The organism is Rhodococcus sp. X156, from assembly GCF_004006015.1.
Classification (GTDB): domain Bacteria; phylum Actinomycetota; class Actinomycetes; order Mycobacteriales; family Mycobacteriaceae; genus X156.
In genome coordinates, this window is the sequence record NZ_CP034766.1 from 867603 (window position 1) to 892586 (window position 24984).

Sequence of the window (24984 nt, forward strand, 5' to 3'; positions counted from 1 at the left end):
GCTAGCCAAGGTGGGCGTGGCTAGCCCAGAGGAAGATCAGCCGCTCGGCGCCAGGACCTTGGTGAGCACCTCGAGCTCCAGGTCGTCGCGCAGCGGCACGCCGAACCGCTCGTCGCCGTAGGGGAAGGGGCGCCGCTCGCCGGTGCGCCGGTAGCCGCGCCGCAGGTACCAGGCGATCAGCTCGGCACGCTGGGTGATCACCGTCAGCTCCATCGTGGAGCAGCCCAGCTCGGTGACGGCGCGGCGCTCGGCCTCGGCCAGCAGCAGCCGGCCCAGGCCCTCGCCCTGGTGCCCCGGGCGGATGCTGAACAGCCCGAAGTAGGCCTGTCCGGGAGTGCCCTGCCCGGGCGTGGGGCCGGTCAGCTCGCAGCAGCCCAGCAGGGCCCCGTCCGCCGCGCACAGCAGCAGCACCTGGGTACCCGGCCGGGCCAGCCGCTGGCGCACCTGCCCGGCGTCGGTGCGCTGGCCCCGCAGCAGGTCCGCCTCGGTGGTCCACCCGGACCGGCTCTCCTCGCCGCGGTAGGCCAGCTGCACCAGCGCCGCGACCGCCTCGGCATCGGTGTCCTGGGCGGTGCGGAAGGTCGGGGAATCGGTCACCACGGTGCTAGTCCTACGCCACCGGGATGTACCGGGCCCGTGCGGGTTCGCGGGCCGACCGGTGTGACCTGAGTCGCTATACATTGGAGAGGTGAGCGTCCGGCACCCGCACGACATCGTGGAGCACGAGCTGGCGGTGCTCTTCCGTCGGGCCCGCTCGTTCTCTGGCGAGCTCGCCCGCGAGGTGCACCCCGGCCTGGAACCGGCGGCCTACGCGCTGCTGCAGCGGGTGGAGGAGGTGGGCGAGGTCCGGCTCACCGACCTGGCCGCCTTCTACGGCGTGGGCAAGCCGACGCTGAGCCGTCAGGTGGGTCTGCTGCTGAAGCTGGGCCTGATCAAGCGGGTGGAGGACGCCGCCGACCGCCGCTCGGCCAAGCTGTCGATGACCGACGACGGACTGGTGCGGCTGGCGCACGCCCGCACCGCCCGTCGCCAGCGCTTCGCCCGGCTGCTGGACGACTGGTCGGCGGAGGACGTGAGCCGGTTCGGGGAGCTGCTGGTGCAGTTCAACCGCATTCAGGACTGAGGCCGACGAGGCTCTAGGGTGAGCGGGTGCGACTCCAGCAGGTCATGTCCCGGGCCCTCGCGCTGGTGCAGTCGCACTGGTGGCTGGCGCCGCTGGTCCTCCTCGTCTCCGGTGCCTCGCGCCTGGTGCTCAGCTTCGTCACCCGCACCGGGCTGAACATGGTGGACCTGCGCGTCTACAGCTTCGGCGCGCAGTCGCTGGAGCGCGGGGAGCTCTACACCTTCACGTTCTCGGAGATGACCCCCAACTTCCCGCTGCCCTTCACCTACCCACCGTTCGCGGCGCTGCTGTTCTTCCCGCTGCACTACGTGCCCATCACCGCCCTGGCCGTGCTGTGGCTGGTGGTCACCATGGTGGCGCTGTGGGGCGTGGTCCGCCTGAGCCTCACGCTGCTGCTGGGTGCGGAGCGCTCGGCCGAGCCCTTCTGGCGCAACGCCGCCATGCTGTGGGCCGCGGTGGGGATCTGGATGGAACCGGTGCGCACCACGCTGGACTACGGCCAGGTCAACGTCTTCCTGGTGCTGGGGGGCCTGGCCGCGGCCACCACCAGCCGGTGGTGGCTGGCCGGCGGCATCGTCGGCGTGCTGGCCGGGGTGAAGCTGACGCCGGCGATCACCGGCCTGTACTTCCTGGCCCAGCGCCGCTACCTGGCGGCAGTGTTCTCCGCCGTGGCCTTCGCCGCCACCATCGCCATCAGCTTCCTGGCCATCCCGGACGCCACCCGCACCTACTTCGGTGAGCTGCTGGGCAAGGCGGACCGGATCGGCCCGGTGGGCTCGGCCATCAACCAGTCGCTGCGTGGGGTGCTCAGCCGCTTCGCCGGCCACGACGTGGGCACCGGCCCGGTGTGGGTGGTGGCGGTGCTGCTGGCCGCGGCACTGTGCGTGTGTGCCTGGCGGGGCCTGGCCGCCGACGACCGGCTCGGCACCCTGGTGATCGTCCAGCTGTTCGGGCTGCTGGTCTCGCCCATCTCGTGGAGCCACCACTGGGTGTGGCTGGTGCCCGCCGTGCTGTGGCTGGCCCACGGCCCGCTGCGCCAGACCAGGCTGGCCTTCGTCGCGAGCCTGGTGTGGGTGGTGGTCATGCTGATCGGGGTGATCGCGCTGCTGCTGCTGCAGCAGCCCAGCATCTGGGAGTTCGAGCGGCCCCTGCTGGAGTCGATCTCCGGCGCGATCTACCCGGCCGGCACCGCCTTCATCCTGGTGCTCATGGGGTTGCAGCGGCGTCTGGTCAGGCCTCGGCCAGCAGTGCCGCAACCTGCTGTGCCAGCTCCACGTCCCGTTGCGTGACGCCACCTGCGCTGTGCGTCGTGCACGCGAAGGTCACGGTGCGCCAGCGGATGTCGATGTCCGGGTGGTGGTTGCGCTGTTCTGCGACCTCGCCCACCGCGGCCACCAGCGCCAGGACGGCGGGAAAGCTCGCCAGCTCGGTGGTCAGCTGCAGGCGGTCGTCGGTGAAGGCCCAGCCGGGCAGCTCGGGCAGCGCCGACTCGATCTCCGCCTGGGTCAGCAAGGTCGCCATGGTTGATGGTGGCACGGGCCGGCACTGCCGGCACGGACAGCCCGGACGGCGCCGGTGACCGCCGCACGCCTGGAGCGCGACGTGGCCGCGCCGCTGGCCACCACGGCCGGCGCCGTGCGCTCGGTGGTGGTGGCCGCCGCGCTGGGCGGACACGCCCGGGTGCAGGTACCGCGAGCACAGGGTCTCCTCGCCCCCGGGGACGTGGTGGCCGTGCGGCCCCGGCGCCTGCCGGTCACCCTCGGCCTGCGGGTGGCTGTCGCCGAGCTGCACCAGCTGCGGCTGAGCCGGCAGCGTGGCCCCCTGCCGTCCCTGGAGGTCACCGTCACGCTCGCGCCCACCACGGCGGGCACCCGCCTGGTGGCCCAGGTGCGGGGTCCGTCGGGTGGTCTGGTTCGCGGCTGGGTGCAGGCCGTGCTGGGGGAGTGGGTGGACCACGTGAGCGCCGCCGCCACCGCGATGGCCGCCGCCCGGGAGGTGGTGGCCGGTGCCGTGGTCGCCGACGGTCGGCTGCTGGTGGCCCAGCGGCGACGCCCGCCCGCGCTCGCCGGGAAGTGGGAGCTGGCCGGCGGAGGGGTGGAGCCGGGAGAGAGCCCGCAGCAGGCGCTGGTCCGCGAGCTCGACGAGGAGCTCGGCGTGGTGGTGGAGCCGGGCGAGCAGGTGGGCGCGGACGTGCTGCTGCCCGACGGTCGGGTGCTGCGCGCCTACCGCGCAGAGCTGGTCCGGGGCCCCGCCGAGGCCAGGGAGCACGCCGCGCTGCGGTGGGTGGGAGCCGGCGAGCTCAGCCGGTTGGACCTGGTGGTGAACGACCGGGGCTGGCGTGCTGAGCTGGCCCCGCTGCTGGTCGAGTGACCTGCAGTGCAGGAAAAGTTCGTGTGAGCGGGTAAGATGTTTGTCGCCGCAGTGGCTGAGTGGTGCGCGACGGACGAGAAGCACAAAAAGTCCGCGCATGCGCCCAGGTCGACGGCCACCCCGACCACGGATCGAGACCCTTCTCGGACCGTGGACTCTAGAGCTTTCAGGAGAACCTACCCAGTGACTAGTGCGCCCCGCACCGCCTTCCGCAACGTCGCCATCGTCGCCCACGTCGACCACGGCAAGACGACCCTCGTCGACGCCATGCTGCGTCAGTCGGGCGCTTTCGCTGAGCGGGCGGAGCTCGTCGACCGAGTCATGGACTCCGGTGACCTCGAGCGCGAGAAGGGCATCACCATCCTCGCGAAGAACACCGCGGTGCGTCGGCACACGCCCGACGGCGACGTGGTGATCAACGTCATCGACACCCCCGGCCACGCCGACTTCGGTGGCGAGGTGGAGCGCGGGCTGTCCATGGTCGACGCCGTGGTGCTGCTGGTCGACGCCAGCGAGGGCCCGCTGCCCCAGACGCGCTTCGTGCTGCGCAAGGCGCTGGCCGCCTCGCTGCCCGTCATCCTGGTGGTGAACAAGACCGACCGTCCCGACGCCCGCATCACCGAGGTGGTCGAGGAGGTCCACGACCTGCTGCTCGACCTGGCCTCGGACCTGGAGAACGAGGCGGCGCACGCCGCCGAGCTCGCCCTGGACCTGCCGGTCATCTACGCCTCCGCCCGCGCGGGCAAGGCCAGCATGACCCAGCCCGCCGACGGCGAGGTGCCCGACGCCGAGGGCCTGGACGCCCTGTTCGACCTGCTCATGGAGTACGTCCCGGCGCCCAAGGGCGACCCGGACGCCCCGCTGCAGGCGCACGTCACCAACCTGGACGCCTCGTCCTTCCTGGGCCGCATCGGCCTGGTCCGCATCCACGCCGGTGAGCTGCGCAAGGGCCAGACCGTGGCCTGGATGCGCACCAGCGCCGAGGGCGTGACCGAGACCCACAAGGTCAAGATTACCGAGCTGCTGCGCACCGAGGGTGTGGAGCGCGTGGCCGCCGACCTGGGCGAGGCCGGCGACATCGTCGCCGTGGCCGGCATCCCGGACATCATGATCGGCGACACCCTGGCCGACGTGGACAACCCCGTCGCCCTGCCGCCCATCACCGTCGACGAGCCGGCCATCTCGGTCACCGTCGGCATCAACACCAGCCCGCTGGCCGGGCGCAACGGTGGCAAGAAGCTCACCGCCCGCCTGGTGAAGAGCCGGCTGGACTCCGAGCTCATCGGCAACGTGTCGCTGCGGGTGCTCAACACCGACCGTCCGGACACCTGGGAGGTGCAGGGCCGCGGTGAGCTGGCGCTGGCCATCCTGGTGGAGCAGATGCGGCGCGAGGGCTTCGAGCTGACCGTGGGCAAGCCCCAGGTGGTCACCAAGATGGTCGACGGCAAGATGCACGAGCCCTTCGAGCACCTCACCGTGGACGTCCCCGAGGAGCACCTCGGCGCGGTCACCCAGCTGCTCGCCGCCCGCAAGGGCCGGATGGAGGAGATGGTCAACCACGGCACCGGCTGGGTGCGCATGGAGTTCGTCGTCCCCGCCCGCGGCCTGATCGGCTTCCGCACCGAGTTCCTCACCGACACCCGGGGCACCGGCATCGCCAACACCTACTCCGCCGGCTACGAGCCGTGGGCCGGCGAGATCCGCAGCCGCCACACCGGCTCGCTGGTCTCCGACCGCGCCGGCGTGGTCACCCCGTTCGCGATGATCCAGCTCTCCGACCGCGGCACCTTCTTCGTGGAGCCGGGCACGGCCACCTACGCGGGTCACGTGGTGGGCGAGAGCCCCCGCTCGGAGGACCTGGACATCAACGTCTGCCGCGAGAAGAAGCTCACCAACATGCGGCAGTCGTCCTCGGACACCTTCGAGGCGCTGGCCCGTCCCCGCGTGCTCACCCTGGAGAGCGCGCTGGAGTTCTGCGCCTCCGACGAGTGCGTCGAGGTCGCGCCGGACGTGGTGCGCGTGCGCAAGCTGGTGCTGGACGCCAACGAGCGCGCCCGCACCCGCTCCCGCGACAAGCTCCGTGACAAGGCCGCCAGCTGATCTAGTCTGGGCGGACGCACCGGGCGAACCGGTGCAGCAGGCGGCCCCCGCGCGTGCGGGGGCCGGTCACGGTGAGCAGGGAGATGCACAGGTGCGCGGTCGGCACGGTGCCCGCCGAGGCGGGCGTTGGGTGGGGGCCGCAGCTCTTGCGCTGGTCGCGCTGACTCCGGCCTGCACCGCCCAGCCGGCGCCGGTGGTGGTCAGCACGGCCACCACCGTCACGCCGCCGCCCAAGGCGACGGTGACCAACTCGGTGGTGGTGGCCATCGACGAGGTGGGCCCGGGGTTCAACCCGCACCAGCTGGCTGACCTCTCCCCGGTGAACAACGCCGTCAGTGGCCTGGTGCTGCCCTCGGTGTTCCTCCCGGAGGCCACCGGCTCGGGGTGGACGCTGGATCCCTCCATCGCCGTCTCGGCCACCCCGGCCGCCACCACCAAGCCGACGGCACCGTTCCAGGTGACCTACGTGCTGCGCAACGAGGCGCAGTGGTCGGACGGGGCTCCCATCGCGGCGGAGGACTTCCGCTACCTGTGGCAGCAGATGATCTCCCAGCCCGGGGTGGCCGACGCGGCCGGCTACGACCTGATCACCGACGTCGCCTCCTCCGGCGGGGGCAAGACGGTGACGGTGTCCTTCGCCGCCGACTACCCGGCGTGGCAGCAGCTGTTCCGCTCGCTGCTGCCCGCGCACCTGCTCAAGGACCTGCCCGGGGGGTTCACCGCGGCCCTGGACGACGGGCTGCCGGTGTCGGGCTCGCGGTTCAAGGTCAAGAGCGTCGACCGCGACCGCGGCGAGGTGCTGCTGGAGCGCAACGACCGCTTCTGGGACACCCCCACCGCCCTGGACTCGATCCTGCTGCGCCGCGACGGCACCCCCAACCAGCTGGCGGAGTCGCTGCGCTCCAAGGACGCGCAGATGGCCCAGCTGCACGGCAGCGACGCCACCCGCACCCAGCTGGCGGCCATCCCCGACGTGCGCACCCTCACCGTGGCCCAGCCCTCCACCATGCGGGTGGCCGTGGACGTGGGCGCCAGCGGGTTGTCCGACGTCAACGTCCGAGAGGGCCTGCTCGGGCTGCTGGACGTGGACGCGCTGAGCATGATCGGTGCGGGCCGGGCGGTGGGGCAGTTCCGCGCCGACGCCCAGGTGCTGGCCCCGTCGGAGCCGGGCTACATCGCCACCCGCCCCGCCGGGGGCACCGTCACCGCCGCGGTGGAGGCGCTGGGCCGGGCCGGCTACAGCCTGCAGGCGGGTCGCTACCTGAAGAACGGCACGCCGCTGACGGTCATGGTGGGGGCGGCCAAGGAGGACAGCGCCGCCACCTCGGTGGCGCAGGCCGTGGCCGACCAGCTCACCAGCGCGGGCATCAACGCCAAGGCCTCCATCGTCACCTCCAGCGAGCTCTACGGCGACCGCCTGGGCAGCGGCGAGATCGGGATGCTCGTCGGCCGGGCGCCCGCCGGTGGGGACCCGGCCACCACGCTGGCGTCGACCTTCGGCTGCACCGGCTCGGCTGGTGTCGCTCCCGCCGGTGCGCCCACCCCGACCGCAGCCGCCGGCCCCACCGGCACCCGCAGCGCGCCGACCACCCGGCTGGGCAACGTCTCCGGGGTGTGCGACCCCTCGCTGCAGCCGCAGATCGACGCCGCACTGAGCGGAGCCGTCGACGTGGCCGCCACGCTGGCCGAGCTGGAGCCGCGCCTGTGGGCGCTGCACGCGGTGCTGCCGCTGTACCAGGACAGCACCGTGCTGGCCGTGCGCAAGCAGGTCACCGGCGTGGACGAGCCCATCGGGCTGCGGGGCGGCCCGTTCGCCGACGCCGCCACGTGGTCGCGGAACGACCGATGAGCCTGCGGCGCCCGCGGCTGCTGCTGGTGCACGCCCATCCCGACGACGAGACCCTGACCACCGGCGGCACCATCGCCCACTACGCCGCACGCGGGGTGGAGGTCACGGTGCTCACCTGCACCCTCGGCGAGGAGGGCGAGGTGATCGGGGCGCGCTGGGCCGGGCTGGTGGCCGGGGAGGCCGACCAGCTGGGCGGCTACCGCATCAGCGAGCTGAGCCGGGCGCTGCACGCCCTGGGCGTGGGCGGGCCGCACTTCCTGGGCGGGGCCGGGCGGTGGCGCGACTCCGGCATGGTGGGCACGCCGTCGGCGGAGAACCCCCGCGCCTTCGTGCACGCCGGGCTGGCTGGCGCGCACGCGATGACCGAGGTGATCCGTCGGGTGCGCCCGCACGTGGTGGTCACCTACGACCCCCACGGCAGCTATGGCCACCCCGACCACGTGCAGGTGCACCGACTGACCACCGACGCCCTCGACCACGCCGCCGACCCGGCGATGTTCGCCGACGCGGGGCCTGCGTGGGAGGTGCCCAAGGTGTACTGGACGGTGGTGGAGCACCGCGCGCTGACGGCGGGCATCGCCGGGATGACCGACCTGCCGCAGGGCTGGCGGCTGCCCGAGCCCGGTGAGCTGCCCAGCGTGTCCGACGCCGACGTGGACGCCGTGATCGACGTGCACGCGGTGCGGCAGGCGAAGCTGGCGGCCATGCGCGCCCACGCCACGCAGGTCACCGTGGCGCCGAGCGGCACCGAGCTCGCCCTGTCCAACAACATCGCCCAGCCGGTGCTGCTCGCCGAGCACTACGTGCGGGTGCGCGGCGAGGCCGGTGAGCTGGGCCCGGACGGGCGGGAGCACGACCTCTTCGCGGGGATCACCCCGTGACCCGGCTCTGCCTGGGCCTGCTGGTCCTCTACGCCGCGGTGCTCGCGGTGCTCGAGTCCCTCTTCCTGCCGGTGTACGTCGGTGTGGTCCCGCTGCCGGTGGGTGCGTTCGCCGCGGCGCTCACCAACGCCGGGCTGGTCTGGCTGGCCGGCAGGCTCACGCCGCGAACCGGCGTGGCCGCCCTGCCGCTGGTCGGGTGGGTGCTGGTGGTGCTGGCGCTGGCCACCGGGGGTCCCGGCGGCGACCAGGTTCCGCCGCAGGACTGGCGCCTGATGGCGCTGTTCGGCTTCGGAGTGGTGCCGGCGGTGGTGGTACTGGGTGGCCACCTGGGCGAGGCTGCGAGGCAACGGGCAGTATCGGGGTCGTGACAACTGAGCCCGTGGATCTTCCGACCCCACCCCCGGTCGAGGTGACGCCCTCGGAGTCGGCGCTGCGGCGCGCGCTGCGGCGCGCCACCGACGGCAAGACCCTGGACGCCACCGAGGCCCACACCCTGCTGCACGCCCGCGGGGAGCAGCTGGACACGCTCTGCGCGGCTGCGGCCCGCGTGCGTGACGCCGGTCTGCTCGCTGCCGGCCGGCCTGGTGTGGTGACCTACTCCCGCAAGGTGTTCATCCCGCTCACCCGGCTGTGTCGGGACCGCTGCCACTACTGCACCTTCGTCACCGTGCCCGGCAAGCTCGCCGCCGCCGGGCACGGCATGTTCCTCGACCCCGACGAGGTCCTGGAGATCGCCGCGCAGGGTGCGGCGCTGGGCTGCAAGGAGGCCCTGTTCACCCTGGGCGACCGGCCCGAGGACCGCTGGCCGGAGGCCCAGGAGTGGCTGCACTCGCGTGGCTACGACTCCACCCAGGCCTACCTGCGGGCCATGTCCGTCCGGGTGCTGGAGGAGACGGGTCTGCTGCCCCACCTCAACCCGGGCGTGATGACGTGGGAGGAGATCTCCCGGCTCAAGCCGGTGGCGCCGTCCATGGGGATGATGCTGGAGACCACCTCGCTGCGGCTGCACACCACCAAGGGCGAGTGCCACTACGGCAGCCCGGACAAGCACCCCGAGGTGCGGCTGCGCACCCTCACCGACGCCGGCCGCCTGGGCGTGCCCTTCACCACCGGCATCCTGGTGGGCATCGGCGAGACGCTCACCGAGCGCGTCGACTCCATCCTGGCCGTCCGCAAGGCGCACAAGAGCTTCGGGCACGTGCAGGAAGTGATCGTGCAGAACTTCCGGGCCAAGGACGACACGGCCATGCGCGCCGCCCCCGACGCGGGGCTGGACGACTACCGGGCCACCATCGCCGTCACCCGGCTGCTGCTGGGCCCGGCGATGCGCGTGCAGGCCCCGCCGAACCTGGTGGACCTGGACGACTGCGCCGCCCTGCTGGGTGCGGGCGTGGACGACTTCGGCGGTGTCTCCCCGCTGACGCCGGACCACGTCAACCCGGAGCGGCCCTGGCCCCAGCTGGACGCCCTCGCCGCGGCGAGCACGGCTGCCGGGTTCACCCTCACCGAGCGCCTGGCCGCCCAGCCGGAGTACGTGCTGGCCGGCTCGCCGTGGATCGACCCCCGCATCAGCGCGCACGTGCGCGCGCTGGCCGCACCGGACGGGCTGGCCGACGCCGCAGCGGTGCCCACCGGGCTGCCGTGGCAGGAGCCCGACGCCTCCTGGGAGTCCAGCGGGCGCACCGACCTGCACAGCGCCATCGACACCGACGGCCGCAACACCGAGACCCGCTCCGACCTGGGCTCGGCCTTCGGCGACTGGGAGACGGTGCGCGAGCAGGTGCTGGCCATCGACGCCCCCGCCCTGCTGGGTGGGGACGTCACCGCCGCGCTGCGGGCCGCCGCCGACGACCCGGCCGGGTGCACCGACGAGCAGTACCTGGCCCTGGCCACCGCCGAGGGCCCGGCCCTGGAGGCGCTGTGCGCGCTGGCCGACGACCTGCGCCGGGAGACCGTGGGCGAGGACGTCACCTACGTGGTGAACCGCAACATCAACTTCACCAACATCTGCTACACCGGCTGCCGCTTCTGCGCCTTCGCCCAGCGCAAGGGCGACGCCGACGCGTTCACCCTGAGCCTCACCGAGGTGGCCGACCGGGCCGAGGAGGCCTGGAACCTGGGCGCGTCCGAGGTGTGCATGCAGGGCGGCATCGACCCGGAGATCCCCGCCGGGGGCTACGCCGACCTGGTCCGCGCGGTCAAGGAGCGGGTGCCGGGCATGCACGTGCACGCCTTCAGCCCGATGGAGGTGGTCAACGGGGCCGCGCACTCCGGGGCCAGCATCCGGGACTGGCTGGTGGAGCTGCGCGATGCGGGGCTGGACACCATCCCCGGCACGGCCGCGGAGATCCTCGACGACGAGGTCCGCTGGATCCTCACCAAGGGCAAGCTGCCCACCAGCTCCTGGATCGAGGTGGTGACCACCGCGCACGAGGTGGGGCTGCGCAGCTCGTCCACGATGATGTACGGCCACGTCGACCACCCGCGGCACTGGGTGGGCCACCTCAACGTGCTGCGCGGCATCCAGGACCAGACCGGCGGCTTCACCGAGTTCGTGCCGCTGCCGTTCGTGCACCAGTCCTCGCCGCTGTACCTGGCGGGGGCGTCCCGTCCGGGACCGACCATCCGGGACAACCGGGCGGTGCACGCGCTAGCGCGGATCATGCTGCACGGGCGCATCGACAACATCCAGACCAGCTGGGTCAAGCTGGGCACCGCCGGCACCCAGGCGATGCTCAACGGCGGGGCCAACGACCTGGGCGGCACGCTGATGGAGGAGACCATCTCCCGGATGGCGGGCTCGCAGCACGGCTCGGCCAAGACGGTGCAGGAGCTGACCGAGATCGCCGCGGGCATCGGCCGGCCCATCCACGAGCGCACCACCGGCTACGGCCGCCGCGAGGTTCCCGCCATGGCGAGCGGGCAGTGATGGCGCCGGCGATCACCGACGCGTACGTGGTCAGCGCGCTGAAGGTGGTGGTGCACGGCAGCGGACCGGTGCTGGACGCGCTCACCCACACCGACCCGTTCCACCTCAAGGCGCGCACCCACGAGCGGCCCGACCCCGAGGTGGCCGAGGTGCGCAGCACCAGCCTCAAGAACCGGGCGGTGGGCAAGGCGGTGGACGCCTTCTACCAGGTGGAGTTCCCCGGCACGGCGGCGTGGCAGTCCATGACGCCGCAGCAGCGCACCACCTGGTGGATGAACCGGGTGGGACGCTTCACCACGCTGATCGTCGCCATCCCGGGCTTCGGTGGGGTGGTGGCCGACCGGCTGCCGCTGCAGCCGGCGTTGGGCAGCGCCAGCCAGGCGATGCTGCTGTGCGCGATGGCCCGCGAGTGGGGCGTCACCGACGAGGTGGAGCAGGTGCGCATGCTCGCCTGGGTGCTGTGCGACCGCGACGTCAGCCGTGCCCTGGTGGAGGGGACCGCGGCGAAGCAGGAGGAGCAGCCGGGCAAGGGCAGCGCCCCCGAGCGGGGGGCGCTGGTCGGTGCGGCCCGGGCGCTGTGGCGCTACGCGCGGGTGCTGCGAGGCATCCTGGGCGAGCTGGACAAGCGCCCGCAGGGCCGCCTGCCCTACCGGGCGCTGGGCAAGGTGCCGGTGGTCGGGCTGGCGGGGGACTACCTCAGCGAGCACTCCGCCCTCAAGCGCGCAGTACGCAAGGCGGACAAGTGGGTACGCAGCTCGCGACACACGACGGGGTGAATTCACACCAGAAGGATCATTCGGGGATACTTGCTCACGAGTAGCCCCCGGCGAGATCAGGAGAACCGCAGTGACCTACACGATTGCTGAGCCTTGCGTGGACGTGCTGGACAAGGCCTGCATCGAAGAGTGCCCCGTCGACTGCATCTACGAGGGTGGGCGCATGCTCTACATCCACCCCGACGAGTGCGTGGACTGCGGTGCTTGTGAGCCGGTCTGCCCGGTCGAGGCCATCTACTACGAGGACGACGTGCCGGACCAGTGGTCGGGCTACACCAAGGTCAACGCCGACTTCTTCGTCGACCTCGGCTCGCCCGGCGGCGCCGCCAAGGTCGGCAAGACCGACTTCGACCCGGAGCCGGTGGCCAGCCTCCCGCCGCAGAGTGACGGCGAGTGAGCAGGAAGCACCTCAGCCTCCCCAGCTTTCCGTGGGACTCGCTCACCGGCGCCGCCCAGCGCGCCGGTGAGCACCCCGACGGCATCGTCGACCTCTCGGTGGGCACCCCGGTCGACCCGGTCGCCGAGGTCATCCAGGACGCGCTGACCGCTGCTGCCCACATCCCGGGCTACCCCGCCACGTGGGGCACCACCTCGCTGCGGGAGACCGTCGTGCAGGCCCTCGCCCGCCGCCACGACGTGCACGGGGTCTCCGCTGACGCGGTGCTGCCCACCATCGGCTCCAAGGAGCTGATCGCGTGGCTGCCGACCCTGCTGGGGCTGGGGCCGGCGGACACCGTGGTGGTGCCCGAGCTGGCCTACCCCACCTACGAGGTCGGCGCCCAGCTGGCCGGCGCCCAGGTGGTCCGCTCCAACAGCGTGACCCGCCTCGGCCCGGCTACCCGGGGCTCCGGGCAGCCGGCCGTCCTGTTCCTCAACTCCCCGTCCAACCCCACCGGTGCGGTGCTGGGGGTGCCGCACCTGCGCAAGGTGGTGGAGTGGGCGCGCGAGCGGGGCACCGTCGTGGTCTCCGACGAGTGCTACCTGGGGCTGGCCTGGGACGCCGAGCCACGGTCGGTGCTGCACGCCGACGTCAACGACGGCGACCTGACCGGGCTGCTCGCGGTGCACTCGCTGTCCAAGACCTCCAACCTCGCCGGCTACCGCGCCGGGTTCGTCGCCGGCGACCCGGCACTGGTGGCCGAGCTGCTGGAGGTGCGCAAGCACGCCGGCATGATCGTGCCTCGGCCGGTGCAGGCGGCCATGGAGGCGGCGCTGTCCGACGACACCCACGCCGCGGCGCAGCGGGAGATCTACCGCAGCCGGCGGGCGAGGTTGCTGCCCGCCGTGCGAGCCGCGGGGCTGCAGGTGGAGCACTCCGAGGCCGGGCTGTACCTGTGGGCCACCCGTGACGAGGACTGTCGCGCCACCGTGGCCTGGTTCGCCGAGCGCGGCATGCTGGTCGCGCCGGGGGAGTTCTACGGCCCCACCGGCGGACAGCACGTGCGGATCGCGCTCACCGCCACCGACGAGCGCATCGACGCCGCGGTCGCTCGCCTGCAGGGCTGACCGGCGCCTGCGCAGCGGCAGTGTCGTTGCGGCGCTTCATGATCGGGCAAGACTTCAGAAGAGTCTTGCTTGACACAGAGCGGCACATGGCAGTTACTGTGCGCTGCACGGGCACCTCGTCCCTGCGTCGTTGCTGCTCGGGCCGTCGTGGGGTCTTGAGCAGCCCTGCCCTGGAAGGCTTTCATGACCACTAGCTCGGGTACCCCTGGCGCGTTCCCCCCTCCGCCGCAGGCGCAGCCGTTCCCGTCCCACCAGGGCCAGGCGCCGGTTCCCCCCGGCACCAACACCGTGGCGATCCTCGCGATGGTCTTCGCGTTCGTGTTCTCCCCGGTGGGCATCGTGCTCGGCTTCGTCGGGCGCGCGCAGACCAAGCGCACCGGGCAGAAGGGCCGCACCCTCGCCACCGTCGCCGTCATCCTGGGATTCGTTTTTCTCGCGCTCAGCGTGCTGGCGATCGTGCTCGTCGGAGTGCGCGGCGCCAAGATGGTGGACCGCGACTCCGTGGAGTCCCAGATCAGCCAGCAGTTCGCGGCCAACGGGCTGGGCACCCCCGATTCGGTGACCTGCCCGGGTGACCTGAAGGCTGAGGTCGGCGAGACCATGACCTGCACGGTGCGGGGCGAGACGAACGTCGAGGTTGGGCTCCGGGTGACCTCGGTCAGCGGCAACACCGCGCTCTTCGACATCGAGCCCAAGTAGCGGACCGGACGCCGCGCCCACCTCGAGCGCAGACAGCACCGCCCGGACGCGACGTGCGTCCGGGCGGTGCTGTCTGTGCGTCAGGTGCGCCGCTCGTGCGGCTGCCTAGTCGTTGGCGTGCAGGGCCTCGTTCAGCGCCACGCCGGAGCCCTCCCGGGCCACCACCTCCACCGCACCGGTGACGGAGTTGCGCCGCAGCAGCATCCCGTTCTGCCCGGACAGCTCGCGCGCCTTCACCGCGGTGCCGTCCGGGCCGGTGACCTTGGTGCCGGCGGTGACGTACAGGCCGGCCTCCACCACGCAGTCGTCGCCCAGGGAGATGCCGATGCCGGAGTTGGCGCCCAGCAGGCAGCGCTTGCCCAGGGAGATGGTCTCCGTGCCGCCGCCGGAGAGGGTGCCCATGATCGACGCGCCGCCGCCCACGTCGGAGCCGTCGTCCACCACGACGCCGGCGGAGATGCGGCCCTCCACCATGGAGGAGCCCAGGGTGCCGGCGTTGAAGTTCACGAAGCCCTCGTGCATCACGGTGGTGCCGGCGGCCAGGTGCGCCCCCAGCCGGACGCGGTCGGCGTCGCCGATGCGCACCCCGGAGGGGACCACGTAGTCGACCATGCGCGGGAACTTGTCCACGCTGTAGACGGTGACCGGGCCGCGGGCGCGCAGCCGGGCGCGGGTGAGCTCGAAGCCCTCCACCGCGCAGGGGCCGTGGTTGGTCCAGACCACGTTGGACAGCAGCCCGAACTGGCCGTCCAGGTTCACTCCGTGCGGCTGCACCAGGCGGTGGGAGAGCAGGTGCAGGCGCAGGTAGACGTCGCGCGCGTCGATCGGCGCGGCGCTGAGGTCGGCGATGGTGGTGCGCACCCCCATCACCTCGACGCCGCGGGCCTCGTCGGTGCCCAGCATCGCGGCCAGGGCGGGGTCGAGCTCCTCGGCGGTGAGCCGGGCGCTCGCGGACGCCTGGTGCGCGCCCAGCTGCGGCTGCGGGAACCACACGTCCAGCACGGTCCCGTCGGCGAGGACGCTGGCCACTCCGTCTGCTTGTGCTCCGGTCACGCCGGGCTCCAGTTGTGTGCTCACGCCGCACAACGCTACCGGCGCACCGATAACCTGCATGGGTGGCTCCCCGTGACGTGACTCCCGCTCTCGATCTCAGCTCCGACCCCGTGGACCTCGCGGCCGTGCTGGTGGACATCCCCAGCGTCTCCCAGCAGGAGAGCGTCCTGGCCGACGCCGTCGAGCAGGCGCTGCGCAGCCAGGCCGGGCACCTGGAGATCGTGCGCAGCGGCAACACCGTGCTGGCCCGCACCCAGCTGGGCCGACCCAGCCGGGTGGTGCTGGCCGGGCACCTGGACACCGTGCCCATCGCCGACAACGTGCCCAGCCGCCGCGAGGGCAACCTCCTGCACGGCTGCGGCACCGTGGACATGAAGTCCACCGACGCGGTGTTCCTGCACCTGGCGGCCACCGTGCCCGAGCCCGCCCGCGACGTCACCCTGGTGTTCTACGACTGCGAGGAGATCGCGGCCGTGCACAACGGCCTCGGCCGCATCGAGCGGGAGCTGCCGGAGTGGCTGGTGGGCGACCTGGCCATCCTGGGCGAGCCCACCGACGGCACGGTGGAGGCCGGCTGCCAGGGCACCATGCGGGTGCGGCTGAGCACCACCGGCACGCGGGCACACTCGGCCCGCTCGTGGCTGGGCAGCAACGCGGTGCACGCGATGGCGCCGGTGCTCGACCGCCTGGCCGCCTACTCGGCCCGCCAGGTGGACATCGACGGCTGCCTGTACCGCGAGGGCCTGCAGGCGGTGCGCATCAGCGGCGGCGTGGCCGGCAACGTGGTGCCCGACCGCTGCGAGGTGGACGTGAACTTCCGCTTCGCCCCCGACCGCAGCCAGGCCCAGGCCGAGGACCACGTCCGCGCGGTGTTCGCCGGCATCGACGGCCTCGGCTTCGAGGTGACCGACTCCGCCGCCGGTGCGCTGCCCGGGCTGGCCGCACCCGCCGCCGCCGAGTTCGTCACCTCCGCCGGGGGCGTGGCGCAGGCCAAGCTGGGCTGGACCGACGTCTCCCGCTTCGCCGCACTCGGGGTGCCCGCGGTGAACTACGGCGCGGGTGACCCCAACCTGGCGCACAAGCGGGACGAGCACGTGCCCGTGGAGCAGATCACCCGCTGTGCCGACGTGCTGCGGGCCTACCTGACCTAGCGCGTGGTGGCACCTGGCTACCCTTTCCCCATGGCAGCAGAGGATCACGGGGCAGGGCCCCGCGGGGTGCGCAACCGCGGGCCGGTGCAGGTGCGCGGTGAGCGCAACAACGACCTCAGCACCACCGACCAGCGCCTGCTGGACCACCGCGGCCCCAGCGACTGGGTGCACACCGACCCGTGGCGGGTGCTGCGCATCCAGAGCGAGTTCGTGGAGGGCTTCGGCGCGCTCGCCGAGGTGCCCAGCGCGGTCACCGTGTTCGGCTCCGCCCGCACCCCCGAGGACGACCCGGTGTACGCCCAGGGCCGCGCCATCGGCAAGGCGCTGGCCACCGCCGGGTACGCGGTGATCACCGGCGGCGGCCCGGGCGTGATGGCCGCGGCCAACCGCGGAGCCTGCGACGCCAGCGGCAGCTCCATCGGCCTGGGCATCGAGCTCCCGTTCGAGCAGCAGCTCAACCAGTGGGTCGACCTGGGCATCAACTTCCGGTACTTCTTCGCCCGCAAGACCATGTTCGTGAAGTACTCCCAGGCCTTCGTCTGCCTGCCCGGCGGCTTCGGCACGCTGGACGAGCTGTTCGAGGCCCTCACGCTGGTGCAGACCCGCAAGATCACCCGGTTCCCGATCATCATGTTCGGCACCAGCTACTGGTCGGGCCTGATCGACTGGATCCGCAGCTCGGTGCTGGCCGCGGGCAACATCTCCGAGGTCGACATGAGCCTGCTGCACTGCACCGACGACGTGGACGAGGTGGTGGACATCATCGTGGAGTCCCGGCGCACCGGCGCGCTGACCACCCGGCACCTGGACGAGCCCGGTTCCGCCGACGACCTGCCCAGCGGACTGCAGTCGTGACCCGGTTCGTGGCCGGCTACTGCGCCTCCGGGCCGGTCGACCCCAGCTACCTCGACCTCGCCGAGCAGGTGGGGACCGGCATCGCCGCCCGCGGCTGGGGCCTGGTGTGGGGTGGCGGGAACACCTCGATGATGGGCGCCCTCGCCCGGGCCACTCGCCGCGGCGGTGGGCCCACCGTGGGGGTGATCCCGAAGGCGCTGATGGCCGCCGAGCACGCCGACGCCGCCGCCGACGAGCTGCTGGTCACCGACACCATGCGCGAGCGCAAGCGGCTGATGGACGAGCGCGCCGACGCCTTCCTGGCCCTGCCCGGTGGGCTGGGCACGCTGGAGGAGCTGTTCGAGGTGTGGACCTCGGGCTACCTGGGCATGCACGACCGCCCGGTGGTGCTGCTGGACCCGACCGGCCACTACGACGGGCTGCTCAGCTGGCTGCGGAGCATGCCGGCCGGCTTCGTGTCCCAGCGCGGCCTGGACCACCTGGTCATCACCCGCGACGCGCAGACCGCGCTGCAGGCCTGCGCGCCCCGAGCCTGAGGGTGTCGATGACCCCTGTGCCGACCACCGGAGCCCCGACCACCAGGTTCTGCGGACGTCGGGTGCCAGCTGACCGCGCGCTGGTGATGGCGATCCTCAACCGCACGCCCGACTCCTTCTACGACCGCGGCGCCCACTTCGCCGACGACGCCGCCCTCGCCGCGGCTGATCGCGCGGTGGCCGAGGGTGCCGACATCCTGGACGTGGGCGGGGTGAAGGCCGGCCCCGGCGTGCTGGTGGACACAGCCGAGGAGGCGCGCCGCGTGGTGCCCTTCGTCGAGCGGGTGCGCGAGCGGCACCCGGACGTGGTGATCAGCGTGGACACCTGGCGGGCCGAGGTCGGCCGGCTGGCCTGCCAGGCGGGGGCCGACCTGGTCAACGACACCTGGGCCGGCTACGACCCGCACCTGGCCGAGGTGGCCGCCGAGCACGGCGCCGGGCTGGTCTGCTCGCACACCGGCGGCGCCCGCCCGCGCACCCGTCCGCACCGGGTGCACTACGCCGACGTGGTGGCTGACGTCATCGCCGACGTCTCCGCCCAGGCTCGCCGGGCCCAGGAGCTGGGGGTCGATCCCGGCTCGATCCTGGTCGACCCCACGCACGACTTCGGCAAGAACACCTTCCACGGCCTGGAGCTGCTGCGCCGCACCGACGAGCTCGTCGCCACCGGGTGGCCGGTGCTGATGGCGCTGTCCAACAAGGACTTCATCGGCGAGACCCTGGGCGTGGGGCTCACCGAGCGGCTGGAGGGCACCCTGGCCGCCACCGCGCTGGCCGCCGCGGCCGGGGCCAGGGTCTTCCGCGCCCACGAGGTGCGTGCCACCCGCCGCGTGGTGGAGATGGTGGCGGCCATCGCTGGGCAGCGCCCGCCGGCCCGCACCACCCGGGGCCTGGCGTGAGCGCGCCGGAGCCGGGCTGGTTCACCACCCACACCTGGCACGAGCCGCCGTGGACCGCTGCCGAGCTGGTGGCCGCCAAGGCCGGACGGACGGTGTCGGTGGTGCTGCCCGCGCTGGACGAGGAGGAGACGGTGGCCGCGGTGGTGGCTGCCGTGCACCCGTTGCTGGGCACGCTGGTGGACGAGCTGGTGGTGCTGGACTCCGGCTCCACCGACGCCACCGCCACCCGGGCAGCCGCGGCGGGGGCCCGGGTGGTCAGCCGCGAGCAGGCCCTGCCCGGCGTCGACCCGGTGCCGGGCAAGGGCGAGGTGCTGTGGCGCTCGCTCGCGGCCACCACTGGCGACCTGGTGGTGTTCCTGGACTCCGACCTGGTGGAGACCGACCCCGGCTTCGTGCCCGCGCTGCTCGGGCCGCTGCTCACCCGGCCGGGCACCGCCCTGGTCAAGGGCTTCTACCGCCGGCCGCTGCGGGTGGAGGGCGAGCACAGCGAGTCCGGCGGCGGCCGCGTCACCGAGCTGATGGCGCGCCCGCTGCTGGCCGCGCTGCGCCCGGAGCTGAGCGGGGTGGTGCAGCCGCTGGGCGGGGAGTACGCCGCCACCCGGGAGCTGCTGGAGAGCGTGCCCTTCGCCCCCGGCTACGGCGTGGAGATCGGGCTGCTGCTGGACACCTACGCCCGCTGCGGGCTCGACGCCATCGCCCAGGTCAACCTCGGCGTCCGCAAGCACCGCAACCGCTCGCTGCTGGAGCTGGGTGTGATGAGCAGGCAGATCCTGGGCACCGCGCTGCGCCGCTGCGGGGTGGCCGACACCGGGCACGGGCTCACCCAGTTCGAGCAGCGCGAGCATCAGTGGCACGGCGTGGGCCACGAGGTGGCGCTCGCCGACCGCCCACCCATGCGCGAGGTGCTCGCCCAGCAGCGCTAGCCCGCCAGCGCCAGCCCGGGGCGGCAGCGCCCGTGCGATCATCGGAGCATGGGTACCGCGCTGATCTACCTGCTGGTCATGGTGGTCGTCGCCGGGGTGCTCTTCTGGGTGGCCGCCACGGTGTTCGGCCGCGGTGAGGAGCTGGCGCCGCTGCCGCCGGGGCGCACCGTCACCGAGCTGCCCGAGCACGACGTCCGCGGCGACGACGTGCGGGCGCTGCGGTTCCAGCAGGTGCTGCGCGGGTACAAGGCCGCCGAGGTGGACTGGGCGCTGGCCCGGCTCGCGGGCGAGGTCGACCAGCTGCGCGCCGAGCTCGCGCAGGTCCGCCCCAGCGGTGCCGGCGACCGGCGCGAGGGCGGCAGCCGCGACGCTGCGGCGGAGCGCGAGTGAGCACGCGGACCGCCCTGCAGCTGCACCAGGACGTGGCCGCCCCGGCGCAGAAGGTGTGGGACGCGCTGGTGGACTGGCCGAGCCAGCACGAGTGGATGCTGGGCACCCGGGTACGGGTGAGCGCTGGTGACGGGCGCGGCGTGGGCTCGCAGCTCGTGGCCTTCAGCGGTGCGGGGCCGCTGGGTTTCCTGGACACCATGGTGATCACCGAGTGGGACCCGCCGCGACGCTGCGTGGTCGACCACACCGGCCGGGTGGTCCGCGGAGCCGGCGTGTTCGCCGTGGTGCCCCGCAGTGCCCACGAGTGCACCGTGGTGTGGCGCGAGGAGCTCGACCTGCCCCTCGGGGTGCTCGGCGCGCTGGGGTGGCCGCTGGTTCGCGCGCCCTTCGCCGCCGGGGTGCGGTTGTCGCTGCGGCGGCTGGCCCGGCGCTGCGAGGGCCCAGGAGAGGCGGGCCCAGGGTGAGCGAGCATCCGCTGGTGCTGCCCGCCGGGTCGGTGCAGGGCGAGGACGGGGTGCGGCGCTGCTCGTGGGGGCAGGCGCCGGAGATCTACCGCCGCTACCACGACGAGGAGTGGGGCCGGGTGGTGCACGGCCGCGACGCGCTCTACGAGCGGCTGTGCCTGGAGGCGTTCCAGGCCGGACTGTCCTGGATCACGGTGCTGCGCAAGCGGGAGGACTTCCGGCGGGCGTTCGCCGGGTTCGACCCGGAGCGGGTGGCCGGCTTCGGCGACGCCGACGTGCAGCGGCTGCTGGCCGACGCGTCCATCGTGCGCAACCGGGCCAAGATCGAGGCCACCGTGAGCAACGCCAGGGCGGTGCTGGACGTGGACGACCTGGACGCGCTGCTGTGGTCGTTCGCGCCGGCGCCGACAGGTGCGGACCAGTCCTGGGACCCGACCACCTGGACCCCACGCGCCACCTCGCCGGAGTCGGTGGCCATGGCCAAGGAGCTCAAGCGGCGCGGCTTCCGCTTCGTCGGACCGACCACCGCGCACAGCCTCATGCAGGCGGTGGGCATGGTCAACGACCACCACCCCGGCTGCTGGCTCGCCGACCCCCGCTGGCAGCCCCGGGACGCCTGACCCGGGCGACCGGGCCCGGTCCGGCTGCTCCTGGGCGGTGTGGTGCACACGCCGCGCCGCGCCGCGCCGTGCGGCCTCAGTTACCCACCAGCGCACCAATAGGGGACAATGGGACGGTAGGACAGCGGCGGCCGGTACACAGCAGGCCAGCAACGATGCGGAGGGCACACGATGGCGGCCATGAAGCCCAGGACCGGAGACGGACCCCTCGAGGCGACCAAGGAGGGGCGGGGCATCGTGATGCGCGTTCCGCTCGAGGGCGGCGGCCGACTGGTCGTCGAGCTGACGCCCGACGAGGCCTCAGCCCTCGGTGACGAGCTCAAGGGCGTGACCAGCTAGATCCTGACGGGCCAAGCGGCTCGCCACGCGTACGGGGCCCCCGGTCGAGCACGGCCGTGGGGTCCCGCGTCGTCCGGTGCATGTTCTCCGGTGAAAGGTCGTGCAGCAGTGCCTCCCAGCGTCCATCCCCGTGTGCCCACCGACCTGGTCCAGGTGGAGCTGGTCGGCGCCGCCGAGGACGGGGTGCCCCAGGTGGTCACCTGCACTCCCGGCGACGCGGGCACGGTCGTGGTGGGCGAGGGTGGCGACCTGCCGCGGCAGGACTCGACGGTGCTGGCGCAGCTGGGCTTCACCGCCGACGCCGGCGCCACCAAGGTGGTGGCCCTGCCCGGAGCCGACACCGACCACTTCTGGCTGCTCGGCACCGGCGACGCCGACGAGCGGGCCTGGCGCACGGCGGGGGCCCGGCTGGTGCGGGCAGTCGACGACCGCCTCGCCCGCACCGGCAGCGCCGGGCACGGCGCGGCGCTGCAGCTGTGGCTTCCCCCCACCGTCGACCCGCAGCAGGTGAGCGCGCTGGTCACCGGCCTGGTGCTCGGCAGCCACCAGCTGCGCGTCACCGGCAGCGACCACGGGCCGCGGCTGGGCTCGGTCGCCCTCATCACCACCGCCACTTACGAGCTGCGCGACGCCGTGCGCCTGGGCTCGGTGCTGGGCCGGGCCACTGCCCTGGCCCGCGACCTGGCCGGGATGCCCTCGGACGTGAAGAGCCCGCAGTGGCTGGCGGAGACCGCGGAGCGGGCGTGCACCGAGGTGAGCGGGTTGCAGGCCATCGTCCGCGACGAGCGGTGGTTGGCCGACAACGGCTTCGGTGGAGTGCTCGCCGTCGGTGGTGGGTCCTCGCGCCCGCCGCGGCTGCTGGAGCTGAGCTGGCAGCCGGCCGGTGCCACCACCCACGTGGTGCTGGTGGGCAAGGGCATCACCTTCGACACCGGTGGCATCTCCATCAAGCCCGCCGAGGGCATGCACCTGATGAAGACGGACATGTCCGGTGGCGCTGCGGTGATCGCGGCACTGCGTGCAGTGGCCGAGCTGGAGCTGCCCATCCGGGTGAGTGGGCTGGTGCCCTGCGCGGAGAACCACGTCTCGGGCTCGGCCTACCGTCCTGGCGACGTGGTCACCCACTACGGCGGGCGCACCACCGAGGTGAGCAACACCGACGCGGAGGGCCGCATGGTGCTGGCCGATGCGCTGGCCTACGCCGTGGACACGCTCAGCCCCGACGCGATGGTGGATGTCGCCACGCTCACCGGCGCCATGAAGGTGGCGCTCGGGCTGCGCACCGGCGGGCTGTTCGCCACCACCGACGAGCTGGCCCAGCAGATCAGCACGGCCGGCGCCCGGGTGGGGGAGCAGTGGTGGCGGATGCCGCTGCTGGCCGACCACGCCGAGGCGGTGGTGAGCGACATCGCCGACCTGCGACAGGGTCCGCCCGGGCCGGGTGGCATCACCGCGGCGCTGTTCCTGCGAGAGTTCACCGCCGGGCTGCCGTGGGCGCACCTGGACATCGCCGGCCCGGCGCGCGCGGAGCAGGGCTACGACGAGGTGGCACCGGTGGCCACCGGCTTCGCCGCCCGCACCCTGGTGGAGCTGGTGCGGGCCATGGCGCCGACCGCCAGCCGCCCGCGGCTGCTTCAGACGTCGCCCAGGTAGAACCGCCCACCCTGGTCGTCCAGGCACTCTGCGGTGACGCCGTAGGGCTGGCGCTCGGGGCCGGCGACCACCGTTCCCCCGGCGGCGCGCACCCGGTCCACCGCGGCCGGCACGTCCACGGCCTTCCACATGGGCACCGTGGCGCCGTCCCCGCCGCCGGCCATCCCGGCCATGGGGTGCACGCCCACCGGTTCCCAGCCGTCCGGCGCCTGACCAGGGACGAGCGTCCAGCCGAGCACCCTGCGGTAGAAGTCCCGCACCGGCGCGGAGCTCCCGCGTGGCCGGAAGGTGACGTAGCAGAGGTCTCCGGTGACGGTGCCGGTCAACGGTGGGCGATCCTCGCGCGAGGACTGCTCCTGCACGGCGAACGGGGTGCCCTGCACGTCGGTGCACCGGGCCACCAGCCCACCCGGGGTGTGCTCGGGGGCCTCGGCCGTGCCGCCGGCGGCACGGACCGTGCGCACGGCGACCTGCACGTCGTCCACGGCGAAGCAGCAGTACAGGGCGCTGGTGTCGTGGCCGCCCTCCACCTCGTGCGCTCGGGTCACGTTGCGCACCCGCGGGGCGGTGGCGGAGAAGCTCCAGCCCAGGACGGCGCGGTAGAACCGCTCCGCCCGCTCGGCGTCGGGCGTGCGCCAGGTGACGGCGACGATGTCGCCCTGGTGCACCGGCTCGGTGGGGGAGCGACGGGTGGGGACCGGGGCGCTGAGCATCCACCGGTGGCCGAACGGGTCCACCAGCACGGCGCCGCGCCGGCCGTGGTTGTCGCTGGGCGGGCGCTCGAGCGTGGCGCCGGCCCGCAGGGCGCGGGCCAGGGCCGCGTCGGCGTCGGCCACCGGGAGCATCAGGCTCACCGACGTCGCACCGGCCTGCGGAGCGCGCAGGCCCAGCTCCGGGTACTCCTCGGCCAGGTAGACGACGCCGCCGCCCATGGCCAGCTCGCTGTGGCCGATGCGGCCGTCGGGCATGCGGATGGGCTCGCCGACCAGTCGGGCACCGAACGCCTCGACGTAGAAGTCGATGGCCGACTGGGCGCCGCGCACGGTGAGGTACGGCAGCGCCCCGGGGCGGGGAAAGCCCTCGGCGCGCCGGTCCAGCGACGGCTCCAGCATCTCCTCCACGCGGGGGTCGGGGGACAGGTCGAGCTCGGACGAGTCGGACATGGTGGCTCCTTGCGGGCGGGCGAGGGCAGCGGCGACGCGGTCGCGCAGCGCGGTGGCGAAGTCCGGGTCGGGGGACAGCGCGTCGATCGGGGTGGCCAGGGCGTCGAACGGGTCGGCTCCGCTGCTGCGGTCCGGGCGGCGTGGGTCAGGCACGGGGTCCCTCCTCTCCGGTGGCAGCGGCGGGATAGGCAGCGCGAAAGGCCCGGCGGGCACGGACCAGCAGCGCCTCGGTGGCGTGCACGGTGCGGTCGAGGACGGCGGCGCACTGTTGCACGGGGAGGTCGTCCACGTAGCGGAGAGTGAGCGCAGCCTGGTGCGCGGGGCTCAGCCCCCGCAGGGTCTGCCGGGCGAGCAGGCGGTCCAGCTGGGCGTCCCAGGGGTCGTCGGTCAGGTCCTCGGCCAGGTCCACCGTGGTGCTCTGCTGGTGCTCGCGCAGGCGCTGCTGCCTGCGCCAGTGGTCGGCGAGCTTGTGCCGGGCCACGCCGATCAGCCACGCCTGCGTCAGCGGGGCCGGCGCACCGGAAGGCTTGCGGGTGGCCTCCACCGCGGCGAGGAACGTCTCCGAGGTGAGGTCCTCGGCCAGGCCCCGCTGCCCGCAGCGCGACACCAGGTAGCCGTAGACGTGGGGCAGCGCCTCGTCGTAGAGCGCCAGCAGGGCCGTGCCCGCTGCCGTCGACGCACCTGTGCCGCCACCCATGCCCTGAT

General features: G+C 73.4%; 27 protein-coding genes. 22 read left to right on the forward strand and 5 right to left on the reverse strand.

Annotated elements, in window-relative coordinates; genetic code table 11:
* Nucleotides 1–36: 36 nt before the first annotated feature.
* Nucleotides 37–597, reverse strand: coding sequence for a GNAT family N-acetyltransferase (locus ELX43_RS04090; RefSeq protein WP_241249760.1), 561 nt, complete (start codon nt 595–597; stop codon nt 37–39).
* A gap of 91 nt (nt 598–688) precedes the next feature.
* Between ELX43_RS04090 and ELX43_RS04095 the strand changes: the two genes are divergently transcribed.
* On the forward strand, nt 689–1123 hold the full coding sequence (locus ELX43_RS04095; RefSeq protein WP_164860582.1) for a MarR family transcriptional regulator: 435 nt from the start codon (nt 689–691) through the stop codon (nt 1121–1123).
* Nucleotides 1124–1149: 26 nt separating this feature from the next.
* Nucleotides 1150–2412 (forward strand): mannosyltransferase, encoded by a 1263-nt coding sequence (locus ELX43_RS04100; protein ID WP_241249761.1) that lies wholly within the window; start codon nt 1150–1152, stop codon nt 2410–2412.
* On the opposite strand, the gene ELX43_RS04105 is transcribed toward ELX43_RS04100, so the two are convergent.
* Nucleotides 2354–2644 carry a 4a-hydroxytetrahydrobiopterin dehydratase gene (locus ELX43_RS04105; protein WP_127782254.1) on the reverse strand — a complete coding sequence of 97 codons (291 nt, stop codon included), beginning with the start codon at nt 2642–2644 and terminating at the stop codon, nt 2354–2356. The two genes, ELX43_RS04100 and ELX43_RS04105, sit on opposite strands and share 59 nt — an antisense overlap.
* A 456-nt stretch (nt 2645–3100) precedes the next feature.
* Between ELX43_RS04105 and ELX43_RS04110 the strand changes: the two genes are divergently transcribed.
* The 10 genes from ELX43_RS04110 (at nt 3101) to ELX43_RS04155 (ending at nt 14233) form a co-directional block, all read left to right on the forward strand.
* Entirely contained in the window at nt 3101–3493 is a 393-nt protein-coding gene (locus ELX43_RS04110) for an NUDIX domain-containing protein (RefSeq protein ID WP_127784661.1), read from the forward strand.
* 183 nt (nt 3494–3676) lie between these two features.
* The gene (gene typA / locus ELX43_RS04115; RefSeq protein WP_241249763.1) at nt 3677–5593 is read left to right on the forward strand and encodes a translational GTPase TypA; all 1917 of its coding nucleotides are present in this window, start codon (nt 3677–3679) and stop codon (nt 5591–5593) included.
* 130 nt (nt 5594–5723) lie between these two features.
* Nucleotides 5724–7442 carry an ABC transporter family substrate-binding protein gene (locus ELX43_RS04120; protein WP_127782256.1) on the forward strand — a complete coding sequence of 573 codons (1719 nt, stop codon included), beginning with the start codon at nt 5724–5726 and terminating at the stop codon, nt 7440–7442.
* Nucleotides 7439–8323, forward strand: coding sequence for an N-acetyl-1-D-myo-inositol-2-amino-2-deoxy-alpha-D-glucopyranoside deacetylase (gene mshB, locus ELX43_RS04125; protein ID WP_127782257.1), 885 nt, complete (start codon nt 7439–7441; stop codon nt 8321–8323). Before ELX43_RS04120 ends, mshB begins: the two co-directional genes overlap by 4 nt.
* Nucleotides 8320–8691 (forward strand): hypothetical protein, encoded by a 372-nt coding sequence (locus ELX43_RS04130; RefSeq protein ID WP_127782258.1) that lies wholly within the window; start codon nt 8320–8322, stop codon nt 8689–8691. The genes mshB and ELX43_RS04130 overlap by 4 nt, the downstream gene beginning before the upstream one ends.
* Entirely contained in the window at nt 8688–11252 is a 2565-nt protein-coding gene (locus tag ELX43_RS04135) for a bifunctional FO biosynthesis protein CofGH (RefSeq protein ID WP_206518102.1), read from the forward strand. The genes ELX43_RS04130 and ELX43_RS04135 overlap by 4 nt, the downstream gene beginning before the upstream one ends.
* Nucleotides 11252–12028, forward strand: coding sequence for a hypothetical protein (locus ELX43_RS04140; protein WP_127782259.1), 777 nt, complete (start codon nt 11252–11254; stop codon nt 12026–12028). Before ELX43_RS04135 ends, ELX43_RS04140 begins: the two co-directional genes overlap by 1 nt.
* A gap of 70 nt (nt 12029–12098) precedes the next feature.
* The gene (gene fdxA, locus ELX43_RS04145) at nt 12099–12425 is read left to right on the forward strand and encodes a ferredoxin (RefSeq protein ID WP_127782260.1); all 327 of its coding nucleotides are present in this window, start codon (nt 12099–12101) and stop codon (nt 12423–12425) included.
* Complete coding sequence (gene dapC, locus ELX43_RS04150) at nt 12422–13534, forward strand: succinyldiaminopimelate transaminase (protein ID WP_127782261.1); 1113 nt, start codon at nt 12422–12424, stop codon at nt 13532–13534. The genes fdxA and dapC overlap by 4 nt, the downstream gene beginning before the upstream one ends.
* Nucleotides 13535–13717: 183 nt before the next feature.
* Nucleotides 13718–14233 (forward strand): DUF4333 domain-containing protein, encoded by a 516-nt coding sequence (locus ELX43_RS04155; RefSeq protein ID WP_127782262.1) that lies wholly within the window; start codon nt 13718–13720, stop codon nt 14231–14233.
* A gap of 105 nt (nt 14234–14338) precedes the next feature.
* Here ELX43_RS04155 and dapD read toward each other — a convergent pair whose 3' ends face one another.
* Nucleotides 14339–15286, reverse strand: coding sequence for a 2,3,4,5-tetrahydropyridine-2,6-dicarboxylate N-succinyltransferase (dapD, locus tag ELX43_RS04160; RefSeq protein WP_241249858.1), 948 nt, complete (start codon nt 15284–15286; stop codon nt 14339–14341).
* A 77-nt stretch (nt 15287–15363) separates the two neighbouring features.
* Here dapD and dapE point away from each other — a divergent pair, with 77 nt between their 5' ends.
* From dapE to ELX43_RS17895, 10 genes are all read left to right on the forward strand, one after another.
* Nucleotides 15364–16437 carry a succinyl-diaminopimelate desuccinylase gene (dapE, locus tag ELX43_RS04165; RefSeq protein WP_127784663.1) on the forward strand — a complete coding sequence of 358 codons (1074 nt, stop codon included), beginning with the start codon at nt 15364–15366 and terminating at the stop codon, nt 16435–16437.
* Between the two features lie 30 nt (nt 16438–16467).
* The gene (locus ELX43_RS04170) at nt 16468–17292 is read left to right on the forward strand and encodes a TIGR00730 family Rossman fold protein (RefSeq protein WP_127782264.1); all 825 of its coding nucleotides are present in this window, start codon (nt 16468–16470) and stop codon (nt 17290–17292) included.
* Nucleotides 17289–17828, forward strand: a complete 540-nt coding sequence (locus ELX43_RS04175; RefSeq protein ID WP_127782265.1) for a TIGR00730 family Rossman fold protein — start codon at nt 17289–17291, stop codon at nt 17826–17828. The genes ELX43_RS04170 and ELX43_RS04175 overlap by 4 nt, the downstream gene beginning before the upstream one ends.
* Nucleotides 17829–17836: 8 nt before the next feature.
* Nucleotides 17837–18727: a dihydropteroate synthase gene (gene folP / locus ELX43_RS04180; RefSeq protein ID WP_127782266.1), complete on the forward strand. Its 891-nt coding sequence runs from the start codon at nt 17837–17839 to the stop codon at nt 18725–18727.
* Nucleotides 18724–19650, forward strand: a complete 927-nt coding sequence (locus ELX43_RS04185; protein WP_127782267.1) for a glucosyl-3-phosphoglycerate synthase — start codon at nt 18724–18726, stop codon at nt 19648–19650. The genes folP and ELX43_RS04185 overlap by 4 nt, the downstream gene beginning before the upstream one ends.
* 48 nt (nt 19651–19698) lie before the next feature.
* Nucleotides 19699–20040 carry a DivIVA domain-containing protein gene (locus ELX43_RS04190; protein ID WP_127782268.1) on the forward strand — a complete coding sequence of 114 codons (342 nt, stop codon included), beginning with the start codon at nt 19699–19701 and terminating at the stop codon, nt 20038–20040.
* Nucleotides 20037–20504, forward strand: coding sequence for an SRPBCC family protein (locus ELX43_RS04195; protein ID WP_127782269.1), 468 nt, complete (start codon nt 20037–20039; stop codon nt 20502–20504). Before ELX43_RS04190 ends, ELX43_RS04195 begins: the two co-directional genes overlap by 4 nt.
* A 50-nt stretch (nt 20505–20554) precedes the next feature.
* Nucleotides 20555–21124, forward strand: a complete 570-nt coding sequence (locus tag ELX43_RS04200; protein ID WP_277601725.1) for a DNA-3-methyladenine glycosylase I — start codon at nt 20555–20557, stop codon at nt 21122–21124.
* Nucleotides 21125–21295: 171 nt separating this feature from the next.
* Nucleotides 21296–21463 carry a DUF3117 domain-containing protein gene (locus tag ELX43_RS04205; RefSeq protein WP_127782270.1) on the forward strand — a complete coding sequence of 56 codons (168 nt, stop codon included), beginning with the start codon at nt 21296–21298 and terminating at the stop codon, nt 21461–21463.
* Between the two features lie 132 nt (nt 21464–21595).
* Nucleotides 21596–23116 carry a leucyl aminopeptidase family protein gene (locus ELX43_RS17895; RefSeq protein ID WP_241249765.1) on the forward strand — a complete coding sequence of 507 codons (1521 nt, stop codon included), beginning with the start codon at nt 21596–21598 and terminating at the stop codon, nt 23114–23116.
* Here the strand turns inward: ELX43_RS17895 and ELX43_RS04215 are convergent.
* Together ELX43_RS04215 and ELX43_RS04220 are read right to left on the reverse strand one after the other, a co-directional pair.
* The gene (locus tag ELX43_RS04215; RefSeq protein WP_241249778.1) at nt 23098–24432 is read right to left on the reverse strand and encodes a VOC family protein; all 1335 of its coding nucleotides are present in this window, start codon (nt 24430–24432) and stop codon (nt 23098–23100) included. The genes ELX43_RS17895 and ELX43_RS04215 overlap by 19 nt on opposite strands.
* Nucleotides 24425–24976, reverse strand: a complete 552-nt coding sequence (locus ELX43_RS04220) for a sigma-70 family RNA polymerase sigma factor (protein WP_127782272.1) — start codon at nt 24974–24976, stop codon at nt 24425–24427. Before ELX43_RS04220 ends, ELX43_RS04215 begins: the two co-directional genes overlap by 8 nt.
* Nucleotides 24977–24984 lie beyond the last annotated feature (8 nt).